The organism is Micromonospora sp. NPDC049662, from assembly GCF_040675055.1.
Lineage (GTDB): Bacteria > Actinomycetota > Actinomycetes > Mycobacteriales > Micromonosporaceae > Micromonospora.
Genome location: NZ_JBFAOC010000013.1, coordinates 1 through 17,102, shown reverse-complemented (window position 1 = coordinate 17,102; position 17,102 = coordinate 1). Strand labels below are relative to the sequence as shown.

Genomic DNA, 17,102 nt, shown 5'->3' with positions numbered 1-17,102 from the left:
ATGACTGATCATCCGCGCAGCACGCCGGAGTACGACGTCGCGATCATCGGGTCCGGCCTGTCCGGCACCATGCTGGCCGCCTGCCTGGCCCGCAACGGCGCGAAAGTGCTGATCGTCGACGGCACGACCCATCCGCGGTTCGCCATCGGCGAGTCGACCATTCCGGCGACGTCGATGATGATGCGGCTGGTCAGCGAGCGGTACGGGGTTCCCGAGATCAAGTGGCTGTCCACCTTCGAGGGCGTCCAGTCCAAGATCAACACGACGTCCGGGGTCAAGCGCAACTTCGGGTTCGTCTACCACCGGCCGGGCGAGCGCCAGGACCCGCGCGAGACCCACATGTTCCCGATTCCCAAGGTCACCCACACCGAGAGCCACTTCTACCGCCAGGACATCGACAACTGGATGCTCACGGTCGCCGCCAAGTACGGCACCACCGTGCGCCAGCAGGTGCGGATCACCGGCGTGGAGATCGACGACGACGGTGCGACGCTGAAGCACACCGGCGGTCACTTCCGGGCCAAGTTCGTGGTCGACGCCAGCGGCTTCCGCTCGGTGCTGGCCGAGCAGTTCGGCCTGCGCGAGGAGCCGACCCGGTTCCGACACCAGTCGCGGTCGCTCTTCACCCACATGGTCGGCATCCGGCCGTACGACGAGCTGGCCCCCAAGTCCCGGTACGGGCATCCCAGCCCCTGGCACGACGGCACGCTGCACCACCTGTTCCGTGGCGGCTGGATGTGGGTGATCCCGTTCGACAACCACCTGCGGGGCACCAACGACCTGTGCAGCGTCGGCCTCCAGCTCGACCCGCGGATCCACCCGGTGCCGGACTGCTCCCCGGAGGAGGAGTTCCGCCGGTTCATCGCGCAGTACCCGGACATCGAGCCGCAGTTCGCCGAAGCCCGCTCGGTGCGGGACTGGACCCGCACCGGCCGGCTGCAGTACTCGTCGCGGCAGACGGTCGGCTACCGCTGGTGCCTCACCTCGCACGCGGCCGGCTTCCTGGACCCGCTGTTCTCCCGGGGGCTGTCGAACTCGCTGGAGACGATGCACGCGCTGGTGCACCGGCTGCTCTCCGCGATCGAGGACGACGACTTCTCGGTCGAGCGGTTCGAGTACATGCAGGAGTTCGAGCAGGGTCTGCTCGACTTCAACGACGACCTGGTCGCCAACGCGTACACGTCGTTCGGCGACTGGCGGCTGTGGGACGCCTGGTTCCGCATCTGGTCACTCGGACAGTTCATCGCCACCTTCGAGGTGAACCGGGCGTACGCCCGCTTCCTGGACACCCGCGACCCGGCGGTGCTGGCACCGCTGGAGCGGCCGTGGTGGCGGGGACGGGTCATCCCGCAGGACGCGCCGTACGGCGCGGTCATGGTCCTGTTGCAGCAGGTCAACGACATGACCCGGGCCGTGCAGGAGGGGCGGGCGGACTCCGGGGAGACGGCCGCCGAGCTGCTGCGGCTGCTGCGTGAGGCGGACTTCGTGCCGCCCGCGTGGGGCCTGGCCGACCCGGACAACCAGTGGACCGACGCCAACTTCTTCGAGATCGGCAAGACCCTGCGCTGGGCCCGCAAGAAGGCGCCGAAGGCCGTCGGCGACCTCACGTACGAGGGCCTGACGCTCTTCATGAAGAAGCGCTTCTCGCCCGGCGAGTTCGCCGTTGGCGAGGAACTCAAGCACCTCATCGCCCGCTGGCCGGTGGTCGGCAAGCGACTCCGCGTCCCGACGCCGAAGTGAATCCAATGGATAAGGAGTCCATGATGGAAGGTGCGGCCGCGCACAACGGGATGTTCGACGTGGTGGTGATCGGCTCCGGGCTGGCGGGCTCCACCCTGGCGGCGTGCCTGGCCGCCAACGGCGCGTACACGCTGGTGATCGACGCCGGCACGCACCCCCGCTTCGCCGTCGGCGAGTCGACGATCCCGTACACGTCGATGGCGATGCGGCTGATCAGCGAGCGGTACGGCGTGCCGGAGATCAAGTACCTGAGCACCTTTGAGTCGGTGTACGCGCACATCAACACCACCGGCGGGGTGAAGAGGAACTTCGGCTTCGTCTACCAGCGCCCGGGCGAGCAGCAGCGGCCCGAAGAAGCGAACATGTTCCAGATCCCGAAGATCCTGAACACCGAGAACCACTTCTTCCGGCAGGACATCGACAACTTCATGCTCACGGTCGCGGCGAAGTACGGCGCCGTGATCCGGCAGCAGACGCGCATCGCGGGTGTGCAGGTCGACGAGGACGGCGTGACGCTCGACGTCGGCCCCGGCGCGCCCGTGCGGGCCCGCTACCTGGTGGACGCCAGCGGCTTCCGTTCGGCGCTGGCCGAGCAGTTCGACCTGCGGGAGGAGCCGACCCGGCTCGAACACCACTCCCGCTCGCTGTTCACGCACATGGTCGGTGTGCGGCCGTACGACGACTTCGCGCCGCGCGAGACGTACGGCAACCCGACCCGCTGGCACGAGGGAACGCTGCACCACATCTTCGAGGGCGGCTGGATGTGGGTGATCCCGTTCGACAACCACCCCCGGTCCACCAATGACCTGTGCAGCGTCGGCGTGCAGTTCGACCCGCGCCGGTACCCGGTGCCGGACTGCTCGCCGGAGGAGGAGTTCCGCCAGTTCCTCGACCGGTACCCGGGCATCGCGCAGCAGTTCACCAACGCCACCCCGGTGCGCGAGTGGGTGCGCACGGGCCGCCTGCAGTACTCGCCGAAGAAGACGGTGGGCTATCGCTGGTGCCTCATGTCGCACGCGGCGGGCTTCGTCGACGCGCTGTTCTCGCGTGGCCTGTCGAACACCATGGAGATCATCAACGCGCTGACCCAGCGGCTGCTGGACGCGCTCAAGGACGACGACTTCGCCGTCGAGCGGTTCGAGTACGTGCAGGAGCTCGAGCAGGGTCAGCTCGACTTCAACGACGATCTGGTCAACAACGCGTACATCGCGTTCCGGGACTGGGACCTGTGGGATGCCTGGTTCCGGGTGTGGGCGCTGACCCAGATCCTCTCCACCTTCGAGATCAACCGGGGCTACGCGCTCTATTCCAAGACCCGCGACCCCGCCGTGCTGCGGCGGATGGAACGGCCGTGGTGGCGGGTGGAGCTGCGCGAGTTCGACCGGTCCAAGGTCGACGACCCGGACCACGCCGAGGTGCTCGAGTTCCTGGCTGGTGTCAGCCGGATGATGCGCGCCGTCGACGCGGGGGAGGCGGAGCCGAAGGACGTCGCCAAGCAGATCCGCGACCAGCTCGCCAGCGCGCGCTTCGTGCCGCCGGCGTTCGGCCTGGCCGACCCGGCGATTCGGATCACCGGCGCGTCCGCGGCCAAGGTGCTCGGCACCCTGCGCTGGGCGAAGCGGGACGCGCCGCCGGCGATCGGTGAGCTCACCTACGAGGGTCTGACCCTCTTCATGCGCAAGCGCTTCGCCCGGGGCGAGTTCGAGCCGGTCGAGGAGATCAAACAGAAACTCGCTGGCTGGCCGGTGCTCGGCTCCCGGCTGCGCGTCCCCGAGCCGAAGTAACCCGAGGAATTGGAGTGCACGGTGAGTGAATTGATCGAGGCCGAGAAGGCCACATATGACGTCGCCATTCTCGGCGCGGGTTTCGCCGGCTCGATGCTCGGCGCGATCCTGGCCCGCAACGGCGCGAAGGTGCTGCTGGTCGATGCCAAGGCGCACCCGAAGTTCGCCATCGGTGAGTCGACCATCCCCAACATGCTGGTGTCGCTGCGCACCATGTCCGAGCGGTACAAGGTGCCGGAGTTGATGACCCTGGCGACGCTGACCGCCTGCCAGAAGATCATCTCTCCCTGGCACGGCAAGAAGGACCACTTCGCCTTCCTCAACCACCAGGAGGGCAAGCCGCAGGACCCGAAGCAGGTCACGATGTTCAACTTCCCGAGCCTGCTGCACGAGACGCCGCACATGTACCGGCAGGACACCGACGCGTACCTGTTCCACGCGGCGATCAAGTACGGCTGCACGGCGCGGGTGAACTTCACGATCGCCGACGTCGACTTCGACGACTCCGGCGTCACGGTCAGTTCGACCCGGGGCGAGCAGTTCCGCAGCCGGTACGTGGTGGACGCCAGCGGCTACCGCTCGCCGCTGGCCGAGAAGTTCGGGCTGCGCGAGGACCCCTGCCGGTACAAGCACCACTCGCGGGCCGTGTGGAACCACATGATCGACCTCAAGACCACCGACGAGGTGTTCCAGCGCACCGGCGCGGACAAGCCGCCGGTGCCGTTCTACGAGGGCACCGTCCACCACCTGTTCCCGCGCGGCTGGTCGTGGGTGATCGCGTTCAACAACCACAAGGACTCGAAGAACCCGCTGTGCAGCGTGGGCCTCACGATGGACCCGCGGATGTACCCGAAGACTCCCGGCATGTCGCCGGAGGAGGACTTCTGGAAGCACATGCAGCGGTTCCCGGGCATGGCGGCGCAGTTCGAGGGCGCCCGGCCGATGCGGGAGTGGGTGGGCACGGACCGGGTGCAGTACTCGTCCAAGACCACCGTCGGCGACCGCTGGGTGCTGCTGGCCCACGCCGCGGCGTTCATCGACCCGCTGTTCTCCCGTGGTCTGTCCAACACCTGCGAGGCGGTCAACGTGCTGGCCTGGCGGATCCTGCGGGCGGTGGGTGACGACGACTTCTCGGCCGACCGGTTCGAGGGGGTGAACACCCGCCAGCAGGCGCTGTTCGACGGCAACGACAAGCTGGTCAACGCCGCGTACGCCTCGTTCGAGCACTACTCGCTGTGGACGGCCGTGTTCCGGATCTGGGCGTGGGGCTCGAACGCCGGCACGTTCCGGGCCCACGAGGCGTACCGCCGGTGGCGCTCCACCGGCGACGAGCGGCATCTGAACGAGCTGGAAGAGGTGAAGAACCCGGGTCTGCACTGGTCCGACCACGAGGGCTACGGCGAGCTGTTCGAGGACATGGTCAAGCAGTGCGGTGACTTCGAGGCCGGCAAGATCACCGGCGACGAGGCGGCGGATGCCCTCTACGACCACCTCAACCGGGCGCCCTTCGTGCCGGACCACTGGGGCTGGAAGGACCGCCACCTGCGGTTCATCAACCCGACCCCGCTCAAGATCGGCCGGACGATGCTCTGGGCGGCGACCAAGGCGCCGCCGGACGTGCGGCGGCTGATGCTCGGCTTCCTGCGCGAGGCCGGCAAGGAGCAGCTCATGGGCCGGAAGATCTTCTAGGAGACCGGATGACCACCATCGAACCCGACGCCCCGGTGTCGTACGACGTCGTGATCCTGGGCAGCCATCTGGCGACCGGCCTGCTCGCCACGGTACTGGCCAAGCAGGACCTGCGGGTCCTGCTCGTCGGCTCGCCCGACGACACGGTGCTGCCGTCCGGCGACAGCACCGTGCCGTACACGACCGCTGTGCTGCACCTGCTGGCCGAGCGGTTCGACGTGCCGGAGATCGCCTCCTTCGCGCACTTCGAGGACCTGCCGGACGCGGTGCGCCGGACCAGCGGGATCAAGAAGAGCCTCGCCTTCCTGCACCACACGGCGGGCCGCCGGCACGACCCGGCGCACGCCGTGCAGTTTCACGTGCCGGGCGAGCACAGCGAGTGGCACCTCTACCGGCCGGTCGTCGACGGGTACGCCCGGGAACTGGCCGTGCGGTACGGCGCGTCGGTGCTGCCGGAACGGGCGTCCACCACCGAGGTCCGGCTGGCGCCGGAGGCCGTACACCTGACCTTCGGCTCCGGACAGACGGTGACCGCGCGGTTCGTGGTGGACGCCCGCGACCAGGAGTCGCCCCTGCGGGCGGCGACCGCCGAGGGTGATCCGAGACCGCTGTTGCTGCGGTCGAAGATGATGCACGCCCACCTGCGCGGCGTCCGGCCGTTCGAGGAGTGCAGCCGGCTCGCCGACTACCACCGGGCGACGACCTGGTCGCGGGGGACCGTGCACCACCTCTTCGACGGCGGCTGGATCCAGGTGGTGGACTTCCGCAACCACGACGACGCGGCCAGCGACCTGTGCAGCGTGACGGTGGGGCTGGACCACGACCGGTTCGACGACCTGCCGGCGGATCCGGACGCCGCGTTCCGGGCACTGGTCGCGCCCTTCCCGAGCCTGGCGGAGCAGTTCGCGTCCGCCACGGCAGAGGGCGGCTGGACCACCTCGCCCCACTGGCAGCGCCGGTCGGCGGTGACCCACGGGCCACGGTGGTTCGCCATGGAGCGGTCGGCCTGCCGTACCGACGAGTTCCTGTCCCGGGACGTGACGATGACGGCGGAGATGGTCCACGCGCTCGGGGCCGCGCTGCCGCGAGCGCTGCGCGACGAGCCGGCGACGGGCGTCGTGCTGGCCGAGGCGGCGGCCTTCCAGGACGCCCTGATCGAGTTCAACGACCAGATCCTGGCCGCTGCCCGCACGGCCGCCGGCAGCTTCGCGTTGTGGAACGCGTACAGCCGGGTCTGGCTGCTCTGGCAGATCCTGGGCCACCTGTCGTTGAAGCGGGCCACCAACGATGCCCTGGCCGCCGGGACGTGGGATCCGGTCGAGCGGTTCGCCGACGGCGGGCTGTGGTTCCGCACCCCGGACGGTCTGCGCCAGATGTTGGACTGGTTCTTCGAGGTGTTCGCCCGGGTCCGGGCCGGTGGGCTGCGGCAGTCCGAGGCGGCGGACATGATCTTCCGCGAGCTGCGCCGGGCGCGGTTCGTGCCGCCGCTGTACCGGTTCGGCGACCCGAACGCGCGGTACTACCACTTCACGATGCCCCGTCGGCTCCTCATGGTGGCCTGGGTCATGACGGTGGCGCCCGCGGACTTCAAGCGGCTGCTCACCAAGGACAACGTGACCGGCCGGCGGGATGACGCGCCGTCGCCGACCCGGGGGCGGGCGTCGGTCGACGACGGGCGGGCGGCGGCCCACGACGTCGAACGCGCGGACGGCTCGGCCGCCGACGCGCCCGGCGTCACTCAGCCAGGTCGGCGGTGAGGTAGTGCTGGATTGTGCGACCCATCATCCGGGCCAGATCGTCGCGGTCGTGCCGGGACAGCTCGGTGCCGTCGATCAGGTAGCGGCACAGGGCCAGGCCGATCACCTGGGACGCGGCGAGCGCCGCCCGCAGCTCGTGTCGGTCGGGGCTGACGCCCTCGGCCAACGTGCCGAAGAACGCCCGTACGAACTCGTCGCGCATCAGCTCGGCGATCTCCTCACTGGTCAGCGAGGCGGACAGCCGGGCCCGGTAGGAGATCGTCGTACGAGGGCTGTCCCAGTGGGTGAGCAGGGCCGTCGCGGTGGCCCGACCCAGCCGGCGACGGCTGCCGGCCAGCAGCTGTTCGGCCAGCTCAACGGGGTTGCCGTCGACCTGCACCGCGTGCCGCAGGAGCTGCTCCTTGGAGCCGTAGTAGTGCCGCACGAGCCGCGGGTCGACACCTACGCGCCGGGCGACGCTGCGGATGCTCACCCCGGTCAGGCCGCACTCGGAGATCTCCCGCCGGGTGACGTCGAGGATCGCCTGCCGGATGCCGCTGCCACCGTCGAATCCCTGCTGCGTCGTCAAGGCAACCTCTTACGAGTTCCCGTACGCCCGAGCGCACGGCCCGATCAAATGCCTGAGTCTAGACCTTTGAGGATATGTCAGTCCGGTCCGGGTTGCTCCTGCAAGCCGGTCATTCCGTCGCGCCGGTTCACCGCGCGGCCGAGGGGGCACCGTGGACTTCGCCTGGACGCCTGAACAGCGGGACGCTTACGACGAGGTGCGCGCGAGCGCCGAGCGGGCTTTCCCGCCCACCGCCGACGCCAGCCGGCTGCACGACCGCGAGGCCTGGCGGCGTCTCGGTCGGTTGGGGCTGCTCGGCCTCTGCATTCCCGCCGAGTACGGCGGCGGCGGGCTGGGCGCCCTGGACACCGCGTTGCGTGTCGAGGCGTTCGGTCGGGGGTGCGCGGACACCGGTCTGGTGTTCGCGGCCAGCGCGCACCAGTTCGCGTGCGCGGTGCCGATCGCCGGGTTCGGCACACCGGAGGTGAAGAAGGGCCTCCTACCGCGGATCTGCTCGGGCGAGGTGGTGGCCGGCAACGCGATGACCGAGGCGGGCGCGGGCTCCGACGTCTCGCGGCTCGCCGTCACCGCGACGGAGACGGCGGACGGCTACCTGCTCAACGGCGAGAAGACGTTCGTGACCAACGGACCGGTGGCCGACGTGCTGGTGACCTACGCGACCACCGATCCGGCGGCCGCCCATCTCGGTGTCACCGCGTTCGTGCTGGACCGGGACACCCCCGGCCTGACGGTCAGCGAGCCGTTCGACAAGATGGGCCTCGTGTCGGCGCCGGCCGGCCGGGTGTCCTTTCAGGACTGCCCCGTGCCGGCGCAGCGGGTGCTCGGCGAGCCGGGCCAGGGCGCCGCGATCTTCCAGCACTCGATGCGCTGGGAGCGGGCCTGCCTGTTCGCCGGATACGTCGGCCTGCTGGACCGCCTGGTGGAGCGCTGCGTCGAGCACGTGACCTCGCGCCGCCAGTTCGGCCGGCGCATCAGCGACTTCCAGGCGGTCGCGAACCGGATCGTCGAGATGAAGCTGCGGACGGAGTCGGCGCGGCTGCTGCTCTATCGCTGCTGCTGGGAGATGGACAACGGCGGCGGCTCGGAACTCAACGTGGCGTTGTCGAAGCTGGCCGTCTCGGAGGCGGCGGTCGCCGGGGCGCTCGACGCGGTGCGCCTGTTCGGTGGACTCGGATACCTGCGCGACACCGGGATCGAGACCATGCTGCGCGACGCCGTCCCCAGCACGATCTTCTCCGGCACGTCGGACGTCCAGCGTCTGCTCATCGCCCGCGAACTGGGCCTGTGAGGGCCGCGGCTTGACCAGGGAGGTGTCGACCGTGCGGGACGTGGACCAGTCCGACACGCCGGGTGGCGCGGGAATCCACGGCTACGTGGCCGAGTGGGCCCGGCGTACACCGGACGCGCCGGCGGTGATCGCGGACGACGGCCAGCTCACGTACGCGGAGCTGGCGACGGCCGCGCGGCGCCTGGCGGCGGGGCTGGCGCGCGCGGGGGTGTCCCCGGGCGACCGGGTGGTGCTGTGGTCCGACAAACGGGCTGACGCGGTGGCCGTCATGCAGGCGGCGCTGTCGTTGGGGGCGCCGTACGTTCCGGTGTCCGCGGCGAACCCGCCCGCCCGGGTGTGGCGCATCGCGGCCGACTGCGCGGCGACCGTCGTCGTGGCGGACGGTCCGGCCGCCGACCGGGTCGCCCGCGAAGGCGGTGTTCCGGACGGGCCACCGCTGGTGTCGCTGGACGAGTTGCAGCGGTTGGGGGCCGAGAGTGACCTGCCGCCGGTGCACCGACCGGCCCCGGACGAGCCCGCGTACATCCTCTACACCTCCGGGTCGACGGGCGCCCCGAAGGGCGTCAGCCTGAGCCACCGCAACGCGGCGGCGTTCGTCGAGTGGGCCGGTGACCTGCTCGCCGTGTCGCCACGGGACCGGCTGGCCAACCACGCCCCGTTCAACTTCGACCTGTCGGTCTTCGACCTCTACGCGGCGTTCCGCGCGGGCGCGTCGGTGCACCTGGTCCCGGCCGAGCTGGCCTACGCGCCGGTGCAGTTGGCGCGGTTCGTGCGCGACGAGGGCGTCACCATCTGGTATTCCGTGCCGTCCGCGCTGACCCTGATGATCCGGGACGGCGGGTTGCTGGACGGCCCGCCGCCGCCGGCCCTGCGGGCCTGCGTCTTCGCCGGTGAGGTGATGCCGATCCGGTACGTGCACGAACTCCGTGCCGCCTGGCCGGGCGTGCGGCTGCTCAACTGGTACGGGCCCACCGAGACCAACGTCTGCGCGTCGTACGAGGTGACCGACGCCGACGAGGGGCGCGACCGCCCGCTGCCGATCGGCCGACCGGCCAGCGGCGCGGTGTTGACCCTGGTCCCGCCGAGCCTCGACGGCGCAGGTGCCGCTGGTGGCGGCGACTGCCCGGAGGGCGAGATCGTGGCGGACGGGCCCACGGTGATGCTCGGCTACTGGGGGCGGGAGCCGCAGCGTGGACCGTACCGAACGGGTGATCTCGGGCGGATGTCGTCCGACGGCACGCTGGAATACCTGGGCCGCCGCGACGACATGGCCAAGGTGCGCGGCAACCGGGTGGAGCCCGGCGAGATCGAGGCCGTCCTCGCCGCGCATCCGGACGTCGCGGCGGCCGCGGTGGTCGTCGCCGGCGCCGGGCTCGCCGCGCGGCTGCACGCGGTCGTGGTGCCGGCGGGCGACCGCCGGCCCGGCCTGCTGGAGATCAAGCGCTGGTGCGCCGGACAGCTGCCGACCTACATGATCGTCGACTCCGTCCAGGCGGCCACGAGCCTACCGCTCACCCCGAACGGAAAGACCGATCGAGCCGCGCTGCTGGCGGCGATCGAAGGAGGTGGACCATTACTGGCACCGAACTAGTCAACGTGGAGCCGAGTGCGTTCCTGGCGATCATGGGCTCGCTGGCCAGCGGCGTCAGCGTGGTGACCGCGATCGACGCGTCCGGTCGGCCGCACGGCCTGACCTCGTCGTCGGTCTGCAGCGTCTCCAAGGACCCGCCACTGCTGCTGTTCTGCGTGCGGCAGGTGAGTTCGACCCTGGACGCCATCCGGGAGACCGGCGGATTCGCCGTCAACTTCCTCGACGCCGACGGCCACGAGGTCTCCGAACTGTTCGCCAGCTACAGCAGCGACAAGTTCGCCAATGTGGCCTGGCGTCCCGGCGACGTGGCCGGCATGCCACGGCTGGAACCGACCGTCGCCTTCACCGAGTGCGCGCTGCATGACGTGATCACCGCTGGTGATCACGCCATCGTGCTCGGCCGTCTCGTCGGTGGGGCGACGGCGCCGGACCGATTCCCGCTGGGGTATTGGCGCGGGACATATGTCCGGGTCTCTCGCCCCCATTACCGACGAGAGGAGCGCAACGGGCAGCGTCCCAGCGATCCTTCCCAGTCAATCCATCTCGAGTAGGGAAACAGAGTGGACAAGAACCAACCAGCGACCCACAGCGCCGCATGGACATGGGTCGCGGCCCTGGTCGCGGTGTTCATGGTCGCAATCGACACCCTCGTCGTCACGACGACGCTACCGGTCATCCGTACCGAGCTCGGCGCGAGCCTTGAAGATCTTGAATGGATCGTCAACGCGTACACGCTCACCTTCGCCGTCTTTCTGTTGACCGGCGCGGCGCTCGGTGACCGCTTCGGCCGGCGCAAGGTCTTCACCATCGCGCTGCTGGTCTTCACCATTGCGTCCGGGCTGGCGGGCCTCGCCGACAACATCGAGTTCCTGATCGCCGCACGCGCGGTGCAGGGCCTGGGCGCGGCGGTCGTTCTCCCGCTGACCCTCACGCTGTTGGCCAGTGTGGTGCCGGCACGTCAGCGCGGCCACGCGTTCGGGTTGTGGGGCGCGATGGTGGGTCTCGGTATCGCCCTCGGGCCGGTCATCGGCGGCGCGGTGACCGAAGCCTGGTCCTGGCAGTGGATCTTCTGGGTCAACGTGCCCATCGGTCTGCTGCTGCTGCCGGTGATGACGCGGGTTCGCGAGAGCCGTGGCGGCTACGGTCGCCTGGACCCGGTGGGCGTCGTCCTGGTCACCGCCGGCATGCTCGGCATCGTGTCCAGCCTCGTGCGGGGCAACAGCGCCGGCTGGGACAGCCCCTCCATCCTGGCGGGGTTCATCGTCGGCGGTCTCCTCGTGCTCGTGTTCATCTTCTGGCAGTCGCGGGCAAGCACGCCGATGGTGCCGCTGTCGTTGTTCCGCAGCCGCGGCTTCAGTCTCACCATGGTGGCGACCATCATCATGCCGTTCGGCGTCTTCGGCGCCGTCTTCCTCGGCACCCAGTACCTGCAGAGCGTCCTCGGCTACTCGCCACTGGAGGCTGGCGTTCGCACGCTGCCGTGGACGGCCATGCCGATGATCGCGGCACCGATCTCGGGCATCCTGACCGACAAGATCGGCGGTAAGCCGCTGGTGATCCTGGGCCTGACGATGCAGGCCATCGGCGTGGGCTGGATCGGCTCGGTCGTCGGCGACCTGACGTACTCGAAGCTGGTGGTGCCGTTCGTCATCACCGGGCTCGGCCTGGGCATCTTCCTCGCGCCGATCGGCCGCCTGGCCTTCGGGTTCGCGCCCGCCGAGCTGGAGGGCGTGGCGTCCGGTGTGTCCAACGCGATCCGCCAGACCGGCACCGTGATGGGCGTGTCGGTGGGTGGCGCGATCCTCGGCGCGAACGGCGGCTACGAGTCCGTGACCACGTTCGTCAACGGCCTGGAGGAGGCCCACCTGGTGGCCGCCTGTGCGCTTGCCGCGGGCGCGGTCATCGCGCTGTTCATTCCGCACCTGCGCACCCAGGGTCACGGCCACGCGGTCGAGGAGGACGAGGAGGAGGTCCTCGCGGCGGGCGCCCCGACCTGAGCGGTCCACGGGAATCGAGGCCCCGGCCCTGCGGTCGGGGCCTCGATCGCGCCAGGGGGGCTTGGCGCGATCGAATCCATCGATGGTGAGGTGGCTGACCACCGGTAGCTCGTGTCGCAATGTCGGCAGGCGCGATGGTGGGAGCTGGTTGCGTCGCGGAGGCGGCGGGCGCCGGCTCGACGTGCCCGGTCCGGGACGTCACGGCGCGGACCGCAGGGTCGTGGCGGGCTACATCGGCATTGGCGCACGTCAACCGGGTTGGCCGGTGGCGGGCGATTGCCGTGCTCGCATTCGTGTGCGACATCTCTGCCCGGCGCCTGATGCCCGATGAGACCTATTCGGGCCGTAACGGTCTGCAACCCGACCGGTGCCGCGTGATCGCCCACCCATTTAGGGGGGGACAGCGCGGCCGTCGGCAGGATAACATCCATCGATGAACTGGCGGTACGCTAATGGGGGATGGGGCCACCAGGGATATGAAGTCATCAGCACTGGCGGTTACGGATGTCCAGGTACTCTTCTACGAGCCAGAAGGGCTTTTATTGACAGCGGGACTATTGCCGGCGGACGTAGGCGGGCACGAGTTCCGCGTAATGTTTCAATTAAGTTACCTGGGCACTGGTGAGATTACGGCGCACGTCGGCTTCCAACAGTGCGACGGCACCGACAAGACGGCTCCCGAGTTCGTCACGGTGGAATTGCTGGGAGCGGCACGACACCGTATGCCCATTATCTGGACGGCCTCGGCATCGGTGCGCGCGGAGCAGGTGAACTGCCGGCTCGTCATCTGGGGGGAACCCGCCGGCGAGGACCTGTTGCGGGGGGAGTTGATCGCCGAGGTCTCCGGGCGGCTGCCGGTGTTGACGGCCAGTTGCCAGGCATCGGTGACGCAGGCGGAACTGCCCACCCGGCAGCGGGTCGCCTAGCGGGCTGGCTGCCCTCCGTCGTGGGCGGAGGGCAGCCAGCCCTCGGGGGTAGGCGACATGGCAGTCCCTTCGCGGGTCAGCGGCTCGTCAGATCGGCCGCACGGCTGGTGAGGCGGGCTATCGGATCACGCCTGCGGTGAGCTGGCCCCCTGCTGCCACGGCCGTAGGCGGGGAATCCACGCCGGGACCGCGGCGCGGTACGTGTCGTACGCGGCGCCGTATCGTCGGCGCAGACCGGGTTCCTCGTAGAACCGCACGAACGCGGCCTGGATGAGGGCGATGGCCAACCCGTACCACAGGAGCGAGGCCTGGCCGAAGATCAGTGCCTGGCCGAGGATGGCCGTCACCACCGCGACGTACATCGGGTTGCGGACGTACCGGTAGGGGCCGCCGATCACCAGGTGTTCGGTCGGCGCCACCGGGGCCGGAGTGCCCAGACCCTCCACGACGAAGCGCACGAACGACTGTAGGAGAAACGCCACCGCGGCGACCAGCATCAGCGCGCCGAGGACTCGAACCGGCTGGTAGTAGGCGAACGGTGTTTCCACCTCCCAGTCGGAAATCCACCATGGACCGAAGCCGGCGACCACACCCGGCGCGGCGCAAAAGAAGACAAGACTTCCGACGACGGCCCGTGTTCGTAGCACTGCGCCATGCTACGGCGCGTGCGGGGCACCATGTCAAGGCATCGTTACGTACTGTTGTCGTTGCCTGTCCGCAGAACCTCCGTATTTCCGCACGTAGGAAGGCGATACTATGGCGTTTGCCCCCATACGATGAATAGGGCATGCGATGAACTGGGAAAGGTGAACTTGTGGGCGCGGAGGTGTCCCCGAACGGTGCTCCACGACGGCGGACGGGGCGACGTGTCGGGCCGACGGTGAGCCATCAGCTCATCCTCGAGATCGCTCGTGGCCAGTTCGCGGAGCGGGGCTACGAGGGCACCACGGTCCGCACCATCGCCCAGGAGGCGGGCGTCGACAGCGCGCTGGTGCACCACTTCTTCCTCACCAAGGAAGGCCTGTTCGAGGCGGCGGTGCGTGGCGCCCTGCAGCCGCCGGATCTGGTGGAGCGGGCGATGAAGGGCCCTCGTGGCCAGGTCGGCCGACGTGCTGTCGAGCTGTTCTTCAGTCACTGGGACGAGCCCGACACGGCGGCGCGACTCGGCGGCATCCTCCGGTCGATGACGGCCAACGACATGGCGGCGGACGCCGTCCGTAACTTCCTCGGCGACCAGGTGATCCTCCCGCTGGCCCGGGCCCTGGGCCACTCCCAGCCGGAGCTGCGCGCCGCCATGGTCGGCTCGCACCTGATCGGTCTCGCCACCACCCGGTACGTCTTCCGCGTCCCGGCGATCGCCGAGCTCAGCGCCGCCGCTCTGGCCGCGGGCACGGGCAAGGCCATCCAGACCTACCTCACGGGCGTCCTGGCCTGATCGGTCCGCCCTCGGTGGGCGGGCTCCACCGTCGTCGCTCCAGTGGCCGACGTCGATCCCTGCGCGGCATCCCCCTTGACGAACCCGCGTGGGCTTCTAGAATTCATCGAACAGGGATGTCATCAGAGGGGGAAGCGCCGGTGGGTTTCCCGGCCTCCCGGGTGACGCCCCACGGGGGAGACCACGTCCGGCGACCTGGGAGGGGTTTGTGCCGACAGACCAACGCGACGAGATACTCGGCCAACTGATGGTGTACGTGCGCCACGAGCTGATTGGCGACCAGGACGAGGCGGTCACCGGGGTTGACCTGCGCCCCGACTCGCCACTGCTGGAGTGGGGCGTTCTGAACTCACTGAACACAGCTCGGCTCATCGCGTTCGTCCGGGCGGAGCTCGACGTCGACGTGCCGCCTTCGCACATCACGGGACGGCACTTCCGGAGTCTCGACACCATCACCGATCTGATCCTGTCGTTGCCCCGCGCCTGACAGGCCTGCCGAGGAGGCGCCATGAACACCAAGCCAGCAGAGTGGGACATCGGCATCATCGGAGGCGGACCCGCCGGGTCCACGGCCGCCGCCTACCTGGCCAAGGCGGGGCTGTCCGTCGTGGTCTTCGAGAGCGCCCACTTCCCCCGCGAGCACGTGGGCGAGTCGTTGGTCCCGGCCACCACGCCGGTGCTGTTGGAGACCGGGGCGATGGCAGCCGTCGAGGCGGCCGGCTTCCCGCGCAAGTTCGGCGCGGCGTGGACGTCGGCCGAGTCGCGGCCGGTGAGCCACATGGGCTTCTCCAACCTCACCCACGACTTCCGGCTCGCCGAGGTCATGTTCAACGAGCGGGATCAGGCCGGCGTCGACCGCGATTACACGTTCCACGTCGACCGGGGCAAGTTCGACCAGATCCTGCTGGAGAACGCGGCGAGTCTCGGCGCGGAGGTCCACCACGGCGTGCGGGTCAACCGCGTCGACTTCGAGGGCGAACACCCCGTGCTGCACACCCGGTCCGCGGACGGGCAACGCGAGGTGCCGGTGCGCATGGTGATCGACGCCAGTGGCCGGAACACCACGTTGGGCAGCCAGCTCAAGGTGAAGGTGGCCGACTCGGTCTTCAACCAGTACGCGATCCACACCTGGTTCGACGGCTTCGATCGACAGGCGCTCTCGGCCGAGCAGGCGAAGTCGGACTTCATCTTCATCCACTTCCTGCCGCTGACCGACAGCTGGGTGTGGCAGATCCCCATCACCGAGACGGTCACGTCGATCGGCGTCGTCACCCAGAAGAGCCGGTTCGCCGAGGCGGCCCGGGAGGATCTCGAAGGGTTCTTCTGGGAGTGCGTGGGCAGCCGGCCCGAGCTGGAGGCGGCCCTGCGCAGCTCGAAGCAGGTGCGGCCGTTCAAGGCCGAGGGCGACTACAGCTACGCGATGAAGCAGATCTGCGGCGACAACTTCGTCATGATCGGGGACGCCGCCCGCTTCGTGGATCCCATCTTCTCCACCGGCGTCAGCATCGCGCTCAACAGCGCTCGGCTGGCCTGTAACGACATCATCGCCGCCGCCGAGGCGGGCGACTTCAAGCGCGAGCGGTTCGCCACCTACGAGATGCTGCTGCGGCGCGGCGTCCGCAACTGGTACGAGTTCATCTCGGCCTACTACCGGCTCAACATCCTGTTCACCGCGTTCGTCCAGGACCCGCGGTATCGCCTCGACGTGCTGAAGATGTTGCAGGGCAACATGTACGACGAGGCCGAGCCCAAGGCGCTCGTCGAGATGCGGAACGTCATCCGGGCCGTTGAGCAGGACCCCGAACACCTCTGGCATCCGTATCTCGGTGAGCTGTCCGCTCCGACGGCGGCTCCCATCTTCTGACCACAAGGGGGCCGTGCGGCCCCGGTAGGGGGGACATCAGTGAGCGTGGGCAGCAGTGTGTTCAGCGACCTGGCTGTGCACCACGTCGAATTCCATGTGACCGACGCGGTCTGGGCCGCACGCGAGCTCGCCGCACAGTACGGCTTCGCCGTCGTCGGTTCGCGCCGCGACGAGGACCACGTGTCGGTGGCACTGCGGCAGGGTTCGACGGTTCTCGTGGTCACCGAGGGGCTCACCGACGCGCACCCGGCCAGCCTGTACGTGCAGCAGCACGGCGACGGCGTGGCCGACCTGGCGATGCGTACCGCGGACGCGGCGGCGGCGTTCGAGGTCGCGGTGTCCCGCGGCGCGGGGGGGGGGGGGGGGGGGCGGCCCGCCCCGGGGGGGGGGGGGGGGGGCCCGGGGGGGGGGGCGGGGGGGGGGGGCCCCCACACACAGAACAACCCCCGGCGGCGGGCGGAGG

General features: G+C 69.5%; 14 protein-coding genes and 1 pseudogene. 13 read left to right on the top strand and 2 right to left on the bottom strand.

The window, feature by feature from the left end:
• From AB0J36_RS12905 to AB0J36_RS12890, 4 genes are read left to right on the top strand one after another with little or no spacing between them, the layout of a single operon-like run.
• On the top strand, positions 1 to 1,740 hold the full coding sequence (locus tag AB0J36_RS12905; RefSeq protein WP_357125221.1) for an NAD(P)/FAD-dependent oxidoreductase: 1,740 nt from the start codon (positions 1 to 3) through the stop codon (positions 1,738 to 1,740).
• Positions 1,741 to 1,763: 23 nt separating this feature from the next.
• The gene (locus tag AB0J36_RS12900; RefSeq protein ID WP_357125224.1) at positions 1,764 to 3,524 is read left to right on the top strand and encodes a tryptophan 7-halogenase; all 1,761 of its coding nucleotides are present in this window, start codon (positions 1,764 to 1,766) and stop codon (positions 3,522 to 3,524) included.
• 21 nt (positions 3,525 to 3,545) lie between these two features.
• On the top strand, positions 3,546 to 5,213 hold the full coding sequence (locus AB0J36_RS12895) for an NAD(P)/FAD-dependent oxidoreductase (RefSeq protein WP_355047928.1): 1,668 nt from the start codon (positions 3,546 to 3,548) through the stop codon (positions 5,211 to 5,213).
• An 8-nt stretch (positions 5,214 to 5,221) separates the two neighbouring features.
• Positions 5,222 to 6,970, top strand: coding sequence for a hypothetical protein (locus AB0J36_RS12890; protein WP_357125228.1), 1,749 nt, complete (start codon positions 5,222 to 5,224; stop codon positions 6,968 to 6,970).
• On the opposite strand, the gene AB0J36_RS12885 is transcribed toward AB0J36_RS12890, so the two are convergent.
• On the bottom strand, positions 6,948 to 7,538 hold the full coding sequence (locus tag AB0J36_RS12885) for a TetR family transcriptional regulator (protein ID WP_357125231.1): 591 nt from the start codon (positions 7,536 to 7,538) through the stop codon (positions 6,948 to 6,950). The two genes, AB0J36_RS12890 and AB0J36_RS12885, sit on opposite strands and share 23 nt — an antisense overlap.
• Positions 7,539 to 7,689: 151 nt before the next feature.
• Here AB0J36_RS12885 and AB0J36_RS12880 point away from each other — a divergent pair, with 151 nt between their 5' ends.
• From AB0J36_RS12880 to AB0J36_RS12860, 5 genes are all read left to right on the top strand, one after another.
• Positions 7,690 to 8,826 carry an acyl-CoA dehydrogenase family protein gene (locus tag AB0J36_RS12880; protein WP_357392590.1) on the top strand — a complete coding sequence of 379 codons (1,137 nt, stop codon included), beginning with the start codon at positions 7,690 to 7,692 and terminating at the stop codon, positions 8,824 to 8,826.
• Positions 8,827 to 8,857: 31 nt separating this feature from the next.
• Positions 8,858 to 10,417: an amino acid adenylation domain-containing protein gene (locus tag AB0J36_RS12875; protein WP_357125238.1), complete on the top strand. Its 1,560-nt coding sequence runs from the start codon at positions 8,858 to 8,860 to the stop codon at positions 10,415 to 10,417.
• Positions 10,418 to 10,422: 5 nt separating this feature from the next.
• The gene (locus AB0J36_RS12870; protein WP_357125241.1) at positions 10,423 to 10,968 is read left to right on the top strand and encodes a flavin reductase family protein; all 546 of its coding nucleotides are present in this window, start codon (positions 10,423 to 10,425) and stop codon (positions 10,966 to 10,968) included.
• Between the two features lie 9 nt (positions 10,969 to 10,977).
• Complete coding sequence (locus AB0J36_RS12865) at positions 10,978 to 12,414, top strand: MFS transporter (protein WP_357392589.1); 1,437 nt, start codon at positions 10,978 to 10,980, stop codon at positions 12,412 to 12,414.
• A 722-nt stretch (positions 12,415 to 13,136) separates the two neighbouring features.
• Positions 13,137 to 13,340 carry a hypothetical protein gene (locus tag AB0J36_RS12860; RefSeq protein ID WP_357125247.1) on the top strand — a complete coding sequence of 68 codons (204 nt, stop codon included), beginning with the start codon at positions 13,137 to 13,139 and terminating at the stop codon, positions 13,338 to 13,340.
• Positions 13,341 to 13,465: 125 nt separating this feature from the next.
• Here the strand turns inward: AB0J36_RS12860 and AB0J36_RS12855 are convergent, their stop codons facing one another.
• Positions 13,466 to 13,987: an isoprenylcysteine carboxylmethyltransferase family protein gene (locus AB0J36_RS12855; protein WP_357392588.1), complete on the bottom strand. Its 522-nt coding sequence runs from the start codon at positions 13,985 to 13,987 to the stop codon at positions 13,466 to 13,468.
• 233 nt (positions 13,988 to 14,220) lie between these two features.
• Between AB0J36_RS12855 and AB0J36_RS12850 the strand changes: the two genes are divergently transcribed.
• From AB0J36_RS12850 to AB0J36_RS12835, 4 genes and pseudogenes are all read left to right on the top strand, one after another.
• Positions 14,221 to 14,775 (top strand): TetR family transcriptional regulator, encoded by a 555-nt coding sequence (locus AB0J36_RS12850; RefSeq protein WP_363660516.1) that lies wholly within the window; start codon positions 14,221 to 14,223, stop codon positions 14,773 to 14,775.
• A 208-nt stretch (positions 14,776 to 14,983) separates the two neighbouring features.
• Positions 14,984 to 15,262: a phosphopantetheine-binding protein gene (locus AB0J36_RS12845; RefSeq protein ID WP_355047938.1), complete on the top strand. Its 279-nt coding sequence runs from the start codon at positions 14,984 to 14,986 to the stop codon at positions 15,260 to 15,262.
• Between the two features lie 21 nt (positions 15,263 to 15,283).
• Positions 15,284 to 16,639: an NAD(P)/FAD-dependent oxidoreductase gene (locus AB0J36_RS12840; protein ID WP_357125257.1), complete on the top strand. Its 1,356-nt coding sequence runs from the start codon at positions 15,284 to 15,286 to the stop codon at positions 16,637 to 16,639.
• Positions 16,640 to 16,678: 39 nt separating this feature from the next.
• Positions 16,679 to 17,102, top strand: a pseudogene (locus AB0J36_RS12835) (hypothetical protein); the annotation flags it as partial.